This window comes from Paenibacillus sp. FSL K6-3182 (genome assembly GCF_037976325.1).
Taxonomy (GTDB): Bacteria; Bacillota; Bacilli; order Paenibacillales; family Paenibacillaceae; genus Pristimantibacillus.
In genome coordinates, this window is the sequence record NZ_CP150265.1 from 4,778,116 (window position 1) to 4,791,790 (window position 13,675).

The window sequence follows — 13,675 nt, forward strand, 5'->3', positions numbered from 1 at the left end:
AAAATAAACCCGTTGGGACGGGTGATTCGCAGTACTATTCGTCCAACCATTGCTGCACTTTATTGTCCATTTCTTTTTGCAAATTCTCTAAAATGCCGCTTTTATTATGCAGCATATCCAAATACTTTTTGGGAAACATTTTTTTCAACGAAGATTGATAAAGACTGCCGTCTTTCGGTTCAGTATATTCGGTTACAACATATCCCTCTGCTTTTTTCTTCAAGCGAATGACCGCAGGCAAGGAATGCCCTGCTTGAATTTCTAGCCCCGAAAATTTATTAAATCCGCCAAAATAGGAATACATATACACCGTAATGATACCCGATGATTCGCTTGTGCCATAAACCTCATGCACCTCAAACTGTTTTTCCGTTTGATAGTAAATTGAATCGTATTTTTGAATAATATAATTTGAAATAACTTCGTTCATATCATCTGATAACTGTTTTTCTTGATTGGAAGATTGCATCTCCTCAGACACGCTAGAGACCACTTTCCCACTGCTATTCGTTGTTCCATTATTCTCTTCCTTTTCGCAAGCACTAAGAATGCAAACCGCTGCTAGCAAAACAAACCAAATCTTGAACCTCACCAAAAATCCCTCCTCTTCATCCTCATCATCATAGACTCTTTAATGATTACTTAGGTTGCATTTATGGAGAAATTATCCACTGCATTCGAATGCCCATCTATCTATTTTCCGCTCGTTTATCGTTCTATTGCTTATTCAAGTTCTTCCGAAATTCCGTAGGCGATTGTCCGCTCCATTTGTGAAATTGCTTCGTAAAAAAGAGCGGGTCATTAAATCCAACAGATGAGGCAATCTGGGCGATCGTAAGCTCGCCTTCAAGCAGCTCCTCTGCTTTCTTCATTCGTACCTTTTGTAAATATTGCATGGGCGGCAGCCCCGTCGCATCCTTGAACAGCCTCGTTAAATGCGCGCGATGATAGCCGAGTGTTTGAGCGATTCCTTCAATAGAGAGCTGCTGTCCATATTGGAGCGATATGAGGCGAATTGCCTGATCAATTTGGCGGTAAGAACGAGATTCTGGTACGATCTCTTCGGTTATTCTCGTAAGGTTCATTCGTCCAAGCTCATGAAATATTAATCTCAGCCAGCCCGAAGCTTCCATATTGCCAAGCGCTGGGGCATTCGTTTTCTCCATACCTTTGCGTATTTTCCGAAACATCCGATAAATCGTCGGCAGCGAGAATCCACGTATAACAGCAAGGTCTGGCGTGATCCCAATCGAACGAAGAGAAGCTTCCACGATATCTCCCGAGAAGGCTACCCATGTATATTTCCAAGGATTGTGCAGGCTTGCCTCGTATTTGACCAGAATATCCGGAAAAATGATGAAGGCATCCCCCGCGCTGCAAGAGTACGTCTTCCCCAGCGCTTCAAATGTGCCTTCCCCATCCAGTACAATGTGAATTAAATAATAATCATGAACAGCCGGTCCTATAAAATGGCCCGCGACCGGTTCGCCGATTCCGCTGAACAAGACCGACATTTCGCCTTTCAGCGGAGCTGTATTAATACTCATGGTTATACGATGATGCGTTTCCATCCATGCACCTCCAATAAGCTGACTTCTCTAAGCATACTAAATGATGCAACATTTCTCCATATAATGCTTCGTTCCTTCCATATTCATTTGCAGTTGTTCTCCTTATACTAAAAGAGTCAGCAATCATCCAATAGGAGGCTATTGTCTAATGTCTAAAATTACTTTTATCGGCGCAGGAAGCAGTGTTTTTGCCAAAAACATTCTTGGAGATGTCATGCAAACACCTGCACTGCAAGGTTTTGAAATCGCTTTATTTGACATTGATGCGGAGCGTCTTCTCGATTCCGAGCAAATGCTGCTTAATATTAAAAAAACAAGTGAAAGCACTTGCCAAATTAAAGCTTATACCGACCGGAAAGAAGCGCTTCGCGGTGCCAAATACATCGTAAACGCCATTCAAGTAGGCGGCTATGATCCGTGTACGATTACCGATTTCGAGATTCCAAAAAAATACGGCTTGCGCCAAACGATTGCCGATACCGTAGGCATTGGCGGCATTTTCCGTAATCTACGCACGATTCCTGTGATGCTGGATTTCGCTCGCGATATTAACGAGGTTTGTCCAGATGCCCTGTTCCTTAACTACACCAACCCAATGGCCGTGCTCACGAATGTCATGAACACCTATGGCGGCGTGAAAACGGTTGGCTTATGCCACAGTGTACAAGTTTGTGTACCGCATTTATTTGATCATTTGGGTATGGACACAACGGGCGTTAAGTACAAAATTGCAGGCATCAACCATATGGCATGGCTGCTTGAAGCAAGCAAAGACGGAGTTGATCTTTACCCGGAAATCAAACGCCGTGCAGCCGAGAAGCAATTGGAGAAACATCATGATATGGTTCGTTACGAGCTCATGCTGAAATTCGGCTACTATATCACCGAATCTTCCGAGCACAATGCGGAATACCATCCATACTTCATCAAACGGAACTATCCAGAGCTGATCGAGCGTTTCAACATTCCTCTCGATGAGTATCCTCGCCGCTGTGTTAGTCAAATTGAAGGCTGGAAATCCATGCGCGATTCACTTATTAATGACAGCAAGCTTGAGCACTGCCGCAGCCATGAATATGCTTCTTACATTCTCGAAGCAATTGAAACGAACAACCCGTTCAAAATTGGCGGCAACGTGATGAATACTGGACTTATTACGAATCTGCCGAAGGAAGCATGCGTAGAAGTGCCATGCCTCGTTGATGCGAATGGCGTTACACCAACCTATGTTGGCGACCTTCCGCCACAGCTTGCAGCATTAAACCGTACGAACATCAACACGCAGCTATTAACGATCGAAGCGGCAATTACTGGCAAGCGGGATCATATTTATCACGCTGCAATGCTTGATCCGCATACCTCAGCAGAATTGTCTATGGATGACATTGTATCGCTTTGTGATGAGCTCATCGAAGCTCATGGCAGCTGGCTCCCAAGCTATAAATAAACGAATAGGCAGACGAGTGCATCGTTATTCATGCACTTGTCTGCCTTGTTTTTTTCCAGTAACCTTCACCATCATATGGGCAAACACATATCCTATCCCAGTAAACATTTAACCAGCTAATGAAAGAGGGGCAGGATTTACAAATGACTTCTTATATGGACTATACGTCTCCACAAACGGAATTTGCTTATGATTTGAACAATAGTACTTTTTTCAAAAAAGATCCATACAACTACATCAACTTGCTTTCAGTGAAGCAATTGAATACGTTAGGGAATTCGTCGCTTCTTGATATCTACCTTAGCAAAAGCAATGTCGTTGAGCCTCATTACCATCAGAATGCCTCTGAACTCGTATATTGCATATCAGGATCAGCAGAAATAGCGCTTATGAACCCTTTTACGAACGAGTTCCTTCATTACTTGGTACAACCTGCTCAAGTCGTCAACATTCCGCAAGGCTGGTGGCACTATGAAATGGCGACCGTCGATAATACTCATCTGCTAGCCATCTTTGATGCGCCAATCCCAGAAGTTATTTTTGGCTCCGATATTTTAAGATTAACTCCAACCAACATCCTTGCGTATACCTACTGCTTAGATCAAGAAAAATTAGAAAATGCGTTAGCACCTTTAAAGGACACCGTTATTTTGGGACCTCCGAGCAATTGCAGCTATAATCCCGTACAAGGCCAAAGCAAAAATATGCAAAAGCCTAATCAAGCTCCAATACAGCAGCAAGCTCCAGTGCAATCGAATCAAGTATTGCAATCCAATCAAGTATTGCAGCCAAACCAAACGTTGCCGTCCAATAAAGCATATCAGCCTAATCAAGCTATTCAATCTAACCAAGCTAAACCTAACCAAGGCTATTACAATCAAATGTATGGCCATCAGTATTATCAGCATCCATATTAATAACTTAAACCCACAAAAGCCGACAAAAAAAAGAGGGAACCCAAGCAGTCCGTTGCTTCGGGTCACCCTCTTCTTTATTGTAAGCAGAATCTAACGAAATGTTACCCCAGAATCCATCTTGCAAGCATCGCGATATCCACAATATCAATTTTGCCATCCGCATTTAGATCGGATTTCTTATATTGCGACCAATTCGGATCTGCGCTTGTTTTGCCATATGCAGATGCTACGATGCCGAGGTCGCCAATCGATACCTTATTGTCGTTATTAATATCGCCTGACAATTTGGAAGCTTGGAACGTCGTCACTGCCGCACTTAGCTGAGCAATAGCTGCGCTCACTTGCGCTTCGCTTGCATTCGGGTTAACGGCAACGGCTTTCGCTGTGGCAATGGCTTCACCAAACGCTGCTTTTGCTGCTGCCGGATATTGACCAGGCTGTGTGCCGACTACCGCTCCATCGTAAATGGCTTCCGCTGCGGCTATCACCTGATTTAAGCCCGTCACATCAACAACGGCACTAATTTGCAGCGTATGGGATGCTGATTTTGCTTCAAGTTCTTCTCCCAAGCTATTAGCAACTGTAAAGTCGCTAATTTGAATGGCTGTATTGCCTGTGCTCCCCGTAACAGCTGCCAAGAAGCTCAGCTTCAGCCATTCCGAATTGGCATCAATGCCTTTGCCTTGACCTGCAGCTACAATCCTCACCTTGCCGGGCTCGATAACCTTTTGCTCAAGGATGCTGAAATCCTGCTGCAAGGAGGTTGCGCCAGTCAGCGTTAATTTCGCAGCATCGAAGCTAACTGTTAAAATTTGCGCATACAGCTTTGAATATTTCTCCTCCGTTACGCCTGACAATCCAACCGTTGCATCGAAGGATTGACCCGCTTTCACCAGTGCCGCTACGGCAATCGTAGCTGTCGCGTCTTTCACAGCAGGAGGTACTACAGAAGCTGCGAAGTCAGCAACCGATTTGCCGAGTGCCGCCAACGCTGCATCTACTGCCGCTTGATCTGCAGTTGCAAGAGCCAATACGTCTTTAGCTGTTGCGATTGAAGCAGCAAATGCATCTTTTGCAGACTGCGGATATTGACCGGGCTCTGTACCTGCAACAGCGGAATTAAGTTTGGCTTCAGCAGATACAACTGCCGCTTGAAGCGCTGTTTTATCCGACAATTGAGCAGGACCAACCGAGAAATAATCGAAATTCGCTTGGATTGACGTTTTATCACCCGAAGATAAACCATAGAAGCCGATTTTCAAATTGCTTAAATTAACAGTCATCGGGTCTGCCGCAGGTTTCCATGCGCTGCCATCCCAATAGAAAGTAGAAACGACATTGCCTACCTTCTTGATTTGCAAATAGGACGTATCGTAACCTGGATGGCTGACCATGTTTGTCGCTTTAACATAAACCGCATTTTTCTCATATGCGGTTTCGAGGCTTTTGCCAGTTGTAGCTTCCGTATCCCAAACATGGCCCAGCTTAACGTAATTGTCCTCATTTTGCCAAATGAACAGTCCCGCTTGCTGGAAGTTTTTGCGTACAGGAGCTTCCACTTTTGTTGTAATGACGAAGTCGCCTGCTGGCGCATCCTTTAAAAATATGTTCGGCAAGTTATTTGAATTTCCGAATGTGTCGCCTGGTGAAGTGTCCAAGCTTAAAAAGCCTGGTTTGCGTGTCAGCGACCATTTGGAGTTGTCTGCTTTAAAGACAGACCAAGCTCTGTCTAGCGTCGCCTCATTAAACGGATCAACGGAAGAACCCGCCGGAATGGGATCGTTTACCGATACAAAAAATTGCTCACGCGCGTTTTGGAGAGATTTAAGGACTGTTTGAATTTGTGCAGGCATTGCAGCCTCATCTTGAGCTGTCTCGCGAGCTAAATCAATGACAGCCTTAAAGGAATCAGCAGTCGATTTCTCATATTCGCCGGCTCCTGCGCCTATTTTCGCGAGATTCAGCATTCCTTCTGCTCTGGCAATTTCAGCGAGCAAATCCCCTTTGGTTGCTGTGCCGATGAGCTCACGGTGCGCGGTCGCAATTCGATCAAAATCCATTTTTTCAACCTTGCGATCGTAAGACAATAAGCCGTTAATTTCATATTCCACATCTGTAATTTGTGTGTAAATGGCTGCGCTCAGGCCTGATTCCTTCAGCTGCTTCAGCCTGTTGATGTAGGCGATATAAGTAGAAGTCAGCTGTTCTTTGCTATTCATTAATTGATAGGAGAATACGAGTGGGCTCCATTCATGCCCTGGGACATGCAAGCCTAAACCGCCATATTCGCCAAGCACAGCTGCCCTTGTATCGCTGTAATTCGGAGCGCCGGGATCAGGATAGCGATGAATATCATTCAAATCGCCGACGCCCGCATCCCACCAGCCGCTTGTGCTGTTAACGAGCCTAGTCGAATCAAGGCTTTTTACATAGCTGGTAGCATCCTTCGTCATTTGCCCGCCTTGATCAAATTGTCCCCAGCCTTCATTAAACACCGTCCACACAATGATCGATGTCACGCTGCGCAATTGATCGACCATCTCTTTGTATTCTTTAAACCACTGCGTCTTCGTTGCTTGTGTAATATCTGACCCTTTATTTCCTTGACGATCCTCAAGGCTAGGCATATCCTGCCATACGAGTACGCCTAGCTTATCTGCCCAATAATACCAGCGTGCAGGCTCCACCTTAATATGCTTGCGAATCGTATTCATGCCGACGCGTTTAACCGCCTCGATATCAAATTTCAATGCTTCGTCCGTAGGTGCCGTGTATATGCCGTCCGGCCAAAAACCTTGATCAAGCGGACCCATCTGGAAGACGAATTTCCCATTTACTAGCGGCCTTGTTATACCGTCTACCTTGCCGAGCGTAATCTCTCTCATGCCAAAATAGCTTGAAACCTCGTCTACCGTTTGTGCTCCATCCTTCAGATACACCTTTAAATCATATAGATAAGGATCATCTGGGGACCAAAGCCGTGCATTTGGAACTGCCACTGCAATCTCAGCTCCAGCTGCTCCTGTTGCGGTTCCCACCACTTTTCCATTTTCCAAAACAACTGCTTCAATCGTTTGTCCTTCAACGCCGATAGCAGCTGCCTTCAGCTTCAAGATGCCGTTTTGAATATCTGTTACCATGTCGAGTTTATCGATATGTGCAGCGGCTACAGGCTCAAGCCACACCGTTTGCCATATACCCGATACGGAGGTATACCAAATGCCGCCGAGTTTTTTGACCGTTTGCTTGCCAACCGCTTGGTCTGCTCCCATATCCGTCTCATCCAGTACATGGACGATAAGCTCATTTTCCCCAGGCACAAGATAATCCGTAATATCAAAGCTAAATGAGGTATAACCTCCCTTATGGCTGCCTACCGATTGTCCATTGACATACACCGTTGCCAAGTAATCAACCGCGCCAAAATTCAGCTTCACTCGCTCACCATCCCAGCTCTCAGGTACGGTAAAGGAGCGCTTATACCACATGAGATCCTCAACGCGGTTAATGCCCGAAAGCTTTGCTTCTGCTGCAAACGGAACAAGAATTTTCTCCTTCAGCACTTGACCTACAGGAACAGCTTCTCCTTTCTGGGCTGCTTGGAACTCCCATTCCCCATTCAAATTCATCCATTTTTCACGCGCTAATTGTGGTCTTGGGTATTCAGGCAGTACGTTTTCTTTGTCTACATCCTCCGCCCAAGGGGACATGATCTGATATTTCGAACCATTGTAGACAGGTTTATCGAAGCTAGCTACAGCAGCTCCCGCCACCGTTTCCAGTCCGCCTTTGCCATCGTAGATTACTTTAACATTGCCTACATCCTTAGAGTACATTGGATCTTTCAGCAGTACGGTGACGACTTTATCGTCCCCATCCTTCAAAGCTGCCGACAGAATAGGCAAATCGCCCGTCACGATACGCAATTTCAGATGCTTAACAAATTCAGCAGTGATTGGCTTCAAAGATTGTTGGAATGGCAGCTCAACTTGCAAACCATCCTCGGACACGATACCTCCAAGCGCGAAACCGTCTGGCAAGTAAAACGCTTCTGTTGGAACTGCCTCCTTCGCTAAGCTCTTGCTAGACCAGCGCAGGTGAACATTCGAGCCGCCCGTGTCTTCGAACAACTCCAGCTTAATGCTGTATTTCTGACCTGCAACCAAAGTGACAGGCTTTGAAGTTTGCTCTTTGTCCCAGTCCGCTATCCAGTGGTCGATCGTAAGCTTATTATCAACCCAAAGTCGGAAGCCATTATCACCTGTAATGTAAAAGGTATAGTCCTCAGAAAGCTTAGGCTGAATGAAACCAGTCCATCTGATGCCGACGCGATCTTCTTGTCCTGTAAACATTTTGATAGCCGGCTCTAAATTGGAAATATCCAAATTCGAATCGTAGCCAGCTCCTTTAAAGGTTCCAAAAGCAAAATTGGGCGGCCCTCCCGCAGTGAAATATTCAGCCATCAGCCCATGCTGCTGCGAAGCTGCCATCCCCCCTGCATCTGCTGCCGCAGCCCGGGGTGCAAAGGAGATTGCGGAAGCTACTATACTAAATATCATAGATAATGCCACAAGCGTACTCATTGTTTTTCTTATATTCAACATGAACGGAACCTCCAAAGATTCATAGTATCGATACCCAAATCTAGTGGAGGAAGTGATGCGCCTTCCCCCTTGTACCGTTTAGCCAAGAATCAAACGAGCGAGTAATGCAAGATCCTCAATATCCACTTTGCCATCATGATTCAAATCTGCCTTTTGGAACTGCTGCCAATTCGGATCGCTGCTGGATTTGCCATACGAATAAGCTACAATCGCCAAATCGCCAACAGTAATTTTATTATCATGATTCACGTCACCGTTACTTGGCTTGATGACACCGGCAAGGAAATCTTCTACTGCAGCATTCAGCTTCGTCATCGCGGCTGCAATTTCAGCTTTCGTTGCCTTCTCGTCATCAGCAACCAGCTTTGCTTTGTTGATAGCCGATTGCAGCTGCTGCTTCATCGCAGGAGGATATTGTCCCGGTTCTGTTCCTGTTTCCGCTCCATCATACAAAGCCTGCGCTTGCGTTAACGCCGCCAGCAGTGCAGACTTATCACCCGGAGCTGCCTGTATCTGAAGATGATGCTGAGCTTCAAGCAGCAGCTGCTCCTGCCCTTCTGCGTTTGCAAGCTTAACGTCGGTTACCGTTATAGAGGTATTTACCGTTTCATCTGCTATGCCAGCTCGGAAAGTCAGCTTCAGCCAGTCTTCGTTTGGTGAAAGGGCTGCCCCCTCTCCAAAGGCTAATATCCGAATTTTGCCCGGCTCAAGCTCTTTGGGTTCAAGTACATTCAGCCCCTCTCGTAGTGATGCCGCACCCGAGAAGCTTAGTTTGCTTGGATCAAAGGTTACCGTAACGTCCTGCGCATAAACGCTCTGATACACACTGTCCGTAACATTTCGAACCGCTAAGGTAAGATTCAGATCAGCACCGCTCGGTACGCTTGCAGCACCTGTCAGTACAGCTGTCCCTTGATCCGAAGGCTCAACAGCTTCTTTACTAGCTGCTGACAATGCGATGTAGTCTAGCTCATAAAAGCCTGGATTTGGTCCAGAACCCCGCATAAACTTGATCGAGTTAACCCCTTCCTTCAGCTCAACGTTGACGCTTGAAGCCATAAATCGGCCCCAATTAATCGTCCCTGCGAGCTGCAAGGACTGCTCTTCGCCTTCATTAACCATAATTTTTGCAGCAGCTGGCTGATAATTCCCCGTATTTTGTGCGTACCAAATGAACATTTTGTACGTCCCTGCTGCTGGAACCTCAACCTGATTAAAGTTAACGTAGCTGTCGGCATAATCGATGCCGCCAACGTAGCTTGAGCCTGATGCATGCACATTATTGCTGCGAGCCGTCGCCTTGAACAGCTGGGCGTTTTCCGCCTCATATTTATAAGGTTGAATGCCCGTTTCCTCAGTCACCTCAGGGAAATAAGTAACCCGCAGGTTTTCTGCTCCAAACGGAACAAGCGTAATTTCCTCCGTAGGCTCTGCGGAAAATACAGGACCAACCGGCGGCTCTGCGGCTGATACCCCGTTAGCTGCTTTGCCCCATGACGGGATTCTCTTCCCTTTTGCAATTAGCTTTATCGGGGTAGTCTCCTGTATGAACGGATTATCCGGCATATCGGATACGACGACCTGAATCGAATCTGCTGGGTTGTCGCGATCAAGCAGCAAACCATAATTCCAAGGGGACTGCGCATTGATGCTGTATTCCTTGAAGCCAGGCGCCTTCACTTGCGGCGCTGGATTAGACTGCTCTACCCAGTTCTCATCGATTTTCAGAGAGAATACGAGCGGTCCTCGTTCGATGCCAATTGAATTGTTGACCCAAGACGACGTTTTGAGCTCCATTGGCAGCGTCAATACAACGGTATCGCCTTTTGTCCATTGCCGATCAATCGTAAAATATTGGCCGGATACTACTGCCTCTTGCGGCTGCCCATTCACCGTGATAACTGCTTTGTCCGTCCATTCCGGAATACGCAGCTTCAGCGGGAAATTCACACTCTTGGACGCTTCCTCAATCGTAAACCGAATTTGATCCTCGAACGGATAGTTCGTCGTTTCCTTAACGGTTACATTCGCTCCATTGATTTTGGCTGATACACGGCTCGGTCCATAGGCAATAACGCCAAGCCCGCCATCCGAAGTACCCGCCCACATGTCCTTCACAAAATAAGGCCAGCCCATATGCATATTGAAACGACAGCAAGGATAACCCGAATAAGGCGATTGTACGGTGCCATTTCCGTAATTTTGCTTATAGCCATGATCGGTTAAGCCGCTTTGCACTTGATTCGGCAGCGAATAGTATTGATGGGTTTTAATATCCTTGCTCATTGCACCCGGAAGCGAATTAAAAGTAATTTTCTCCAGCGCATCTCCGATTGCCGGATCACCGGTAATCATGGCTGCAACCGCGTTGCTGTGTACCCGCTCCACAATGGCACAAAGCTCAACCCCTTGCGTTGAAGCTAACCCTGCGAGCATCTCTGTTCCTGAATTCATGCCGGTAATTTGATTGTGTGATTGATTCAGATGCTCTACGCCTGCTTGAAATGCAAGCTTATCTGCTTCATTGTTCGATAGTTGATAATAAATAGAGGGGGTTTTAATCGATTGATTTACGTTGACTGTATGCTGCGAGTAAAAGTTATCAGGATTAATCTTAGCGGCTGTTAAAAAATGGTCGTTCGTAAAAATGTCAGTCTCATCACCGCCTTGCTTATGCAGCTTCTCAGCGAGCTGCAGCAGAAACACATCTCCTGTACGGTTGTACAGCCAGAGGACGATATTCATATTGTCGCCGCTGCGGATTTGTCCCCAATCCCTAAGCGGACGCTGGTCTAGATTGTTCAGCTGGTAATGAAAATAGTTCGTAAGAAAAGAAATCACTCTCTTATCATTTGTCGCCTCGTAATAATCCTTGAGCACATAAATAGCAACCATGCGCGGCCACCAATCATTGTCGCTGGCAGGACCGAAGAAGCCGTCATCACGCTGGCTATTCAACATCCAATTGACCCATTTTTGCGACTTTGCAATCAGCTCCGGATCGTCAAGCGTATAAGCGAGCGCGACCAACCCCTTCACATAATAGATAGGGCGTTCCCAGTTCGATTCTGGCGCTGTTCCACCCAGCCACTCCGAATTTGTGCTGAGCTCTCCGTATAAATCCTCTGCGTATCCGGTTGCACCATCCTTCATTAGTTCTAATTGCTTAAGCAGCCAACCATCAGCTTTGACCGATCCAAGCGGAAGCGGCACAAACGGTGTTTGTACAAGCGGATCTTTATTTTTGACCAGCTCTTGGAACGACTCCGCCGGTACGGCATAGTCAGTTGCAATAAAATTGTCAAATAGCGGCTCAGACTCATCCGCCCATACCCCAATGCCGCCTGAGGTAAACTTTTGTTCACTGTCATCGGTGTATTCCAGAATGGAATTATGCATATCGTCCACATATATTTTGATGCCATTCCCATAGGTTACCACCTTCAATTGATAAAACTTGTTCGCAGTGACCGTATCCAGCGCCTTAACGACTTTCAGATCGGTCCACTTATCCGTTAGCCGGCGAAGAACCAAGTTTCCATCATTTCGCAGTCCTGCAAAATAACCTTGGAGCACCTTTCCCTCACCGCTTAGCTTAGTTCGAAACAAAAGTCCTGCAGTACCCGTAGCTAGCGGTAGCTTAATATCAGTCTCCACTGTAAAATCGGTGAACACCGTATCTTTTACGAGCAAAGCCTGATTTGCGCCAGCGTTTACGGTTATCCCGCCCGATTGCAATTCCCACTCGCCTTGAGCAGCATGCCAACTCGGCAATGTGAGCCCATCCGCTGGGGCATCAAATGAATCCGTAAATGCGAGCTCCCCCTTATCATTTGAAAGTTTGAGATTGTCATAGGTCGGCTGGGATTGGTAAAGCCTTACGCCGACCTGACCTTTCGTATAGGTCGTATCCGATTGTTCCAACACCAGCTTCTCATTGACATAAAACTTAATTTGCGATCCGGCAACGCTAACTTTAAAGTGATAAACTACATTAGGATTAATCGCTATCGAAGTTCGCTTCAGCTCAGTCCATTTGTTGTCCATACGGCCTAGAAATACGCTGCCCGTTCCTTGCGCGGAAATGCCTGCGTAATAACCTTTCACATTGTCCGCCCCTGGCGCTGCGCTAACCGTTCGGAAAAGCAATCCCGCATCACCGTTGCGACTGGCAAGGCTTATATCTGCCTCCACGGTGCCATCTTGTATTTCGGTTTGCTTAACCAAAGCTTTAGATCCCGATCCGCTTTCTCCGGTCATTTTGCCATTTGCCGTTGACCATATTCCATCGATGACCGTCCAATTTTCATTAATGATGGAACGATTGAAATGATCCTCGAAAAAAACCGGCTCTGCTCCAGTCGCAGCTTCTACATGAACTGCTGGCAGAAAAATGCTAACATACATTGAAAAAATGAGCGGTAAAACAATCATTGATTTCAGCCTGGCACTGAACCGCATCCAGCTTCACTCCTCAATCTTAGTTCTTGCAATCGCAAGCTCATGCTAAGCTTGCGTTTCAATTCAGCTGCTAGTATATGATGCAAGCTCACCTCCCCTCCGTTAACATATCCAGCTTGCTCTCAAACTCCATCGGATCTATCAAATGAAATGTATCCAGTACCGTGGCATCCGTATCGATAATAAACGTAGTTGGCAGCGAATGCAGCTCGTATAAATAAGAGGCACGTTTATTGGCATCCAGTAAATTCGTAAACCGCCATTCATTTTCCTCGATGAACGTTTCAATTGCGCTTGCTTGTTTTTCTTCTGATGATAGATTCACGCCATAAAAATCGACCTTATCTTCGTATTTCTCATGCAGCTTCTTTAAGGTGGGGGCTTCAACACTGCATGCCTCACACCAGCTCGCCCAAAACTGCAATACAATCGGTTTATCTTCTGCACCCGCTACGGTATGGGTCGTTCCGTTCAGATCCTTGAGCGTAAAGGCAGGCGCCTTCACTCCTGAAGTCGCTTTGCGGTGCAAAGCAGCTTCCTGATTCACACTTAATACGCTCTCCAGCGCGGATGCATCCAGCTTATCGCCTGCATTGCCGCTCGTTTGATCCGAATTTAATATGAAAAACAAACCCAAGACCGTAGCTGACAAAAAAACGGAAATCACTAGAATCG

Annotated in this window: 7 protein-coding genes; 2 read left to right on the forward strand and 5 right to left on the reverse strand. The window is 46.3% G+C overall.

Features of this window, described 5'->3' with window-relative positions:
- Positions 1-34 precede the first annotated feature (34 nt).
- Both MHH56_RS21300 and MHH56_RS21305 read right to left on the reverse strand, forming a co-directional pair.
- Positions 35-592: a hypothetical protein gene (locus MHH56_RS21300; RefSeq protein WP_339203684.1), complete on the reverse strand. Its 558-nt coding sequence runs from the start codon at positions 590-592 to the stop codon at positions 35-37.
- 124 nt (positions 593-716) lie between these two features.
- Positions 717-1,571, reverse strand: coding sequence for an AraC family transcriptional regulator (locus tag MHH56_RS21305; protein ID WP_339203685.1), 855 nt, complete (start codon positions 1,569-1,571; stop codon positions 717-719).
- Between the two features lie 148 nt (positions 1,572-1,719).
- On the opposite strand from MHH56_RS21305, the gene MHH56_RS21310 reads away from it, so the two are divergent.
- On the forward strand, positions 1,720-3,018 hold the full coding sequence (locus tag MHH56_RS21310) for an alpha-glucosidase/alpha-galactosidase (protein WP_339203686.1): 1,299 nt from the start codon (positions 1,720-1,722) through the stop codon (positions 3,016-3,018).
- Positions 3,019-3,161: 143 nt separating this feature from the next.
- Positions 3,162-3,935: a cupin domain-containing protein gene (locus tag MHH56_RS21315; protein ID WP_339203687.1), complete on the forward strand. Its 774-nt coding sequence runs from the start codon at positions 3,162-3,164 to the stop codon at positions 3,933-3,935.
- Positions 3,936-4,036: 101 nt separating this feature from the next.
- Here the strand turns inward: MHH56_RS21315 and MHH56_RS21320 are convergent, their stop codons facing one another.
- The 3 genes from MHH56_RS21320 to MHH56_RS21330 form a co-directional block, all read right to left on the reverse strand.
- The gene (locus MHH56_RS21320; RefSeq protein WP_339203688.1) at positions 4,037-8,539 is read right to left on the reverse strand and encodes a sugar-binding domain-containing protein; all 4,503 of its coding nucleotides are present in this window, start codon (positions 8,537-8,539) and stop codon (positions 4,037-4,039) included.
- A 78-nt stretch (positions 8,540-8,617) separates the two neighbouring features.
- Complete coding sequence (locus tag MHH56_RS21325) at positions 8,618-12,946, reverse strand: beta-L-arabinofuranosidase domain-containing protein (RefSeq protein WP_339203689.1); 4,329 nt, start codon at positions 12,944-12,946, stop codon at positions 8,618-8,620.
- A 142-nt stretch (positions 12,947-13,088) separates the two neighbouring features.
- Complete coding sequence (locus MHH56_RS21330; protein WP_339203690.1) at positions 13,089-13,652, reverse strand: TlpA disulfide reductase family protein; 564 nt, start codon at positions 13,650-13,652, stop codon at positions 13,089-13,091.
- Positions 13,653-13,675 lie beyond the last annotated feature (23 nt).

Coding starts and splice junctions, on each gene's coding strand:
- MHH56_RS21310 (WP_339203686.1), top strand. CDS start 1,720: ATGTCTAAAATTACTTTTATCGGCGCAGGAAGCAGTGTTTTTGCCAAA.
- MHH56_RS21305 (WP_339203685.1), bottom strand. CDS start 1,571: ATGGAAACGCATCATCGTATAACCATGAGTATTAATACAGCTCCGCTG.
- MHH56_RS21315 (WP_339203687.1), top strand. CDS start 3,162: ATGACTTCTTATATGGACTATACGTCTCCACAAACGGAATTTGCTTAT.
- MHH56_RS21325 (WP_339203689.1), bottom strand. CDS start 12,946: ATGTATGTTAGCATTTTTCTGCCAGCAGTTCATGTAGAAGCTGCGACT.
- MHH56_RS21320 (WP_339203688.1), bottom strand. CDS start 8,539: ATGTTGAATATAAGAAAAACAATGAGTACGCTTGTGGCATTATCTATG.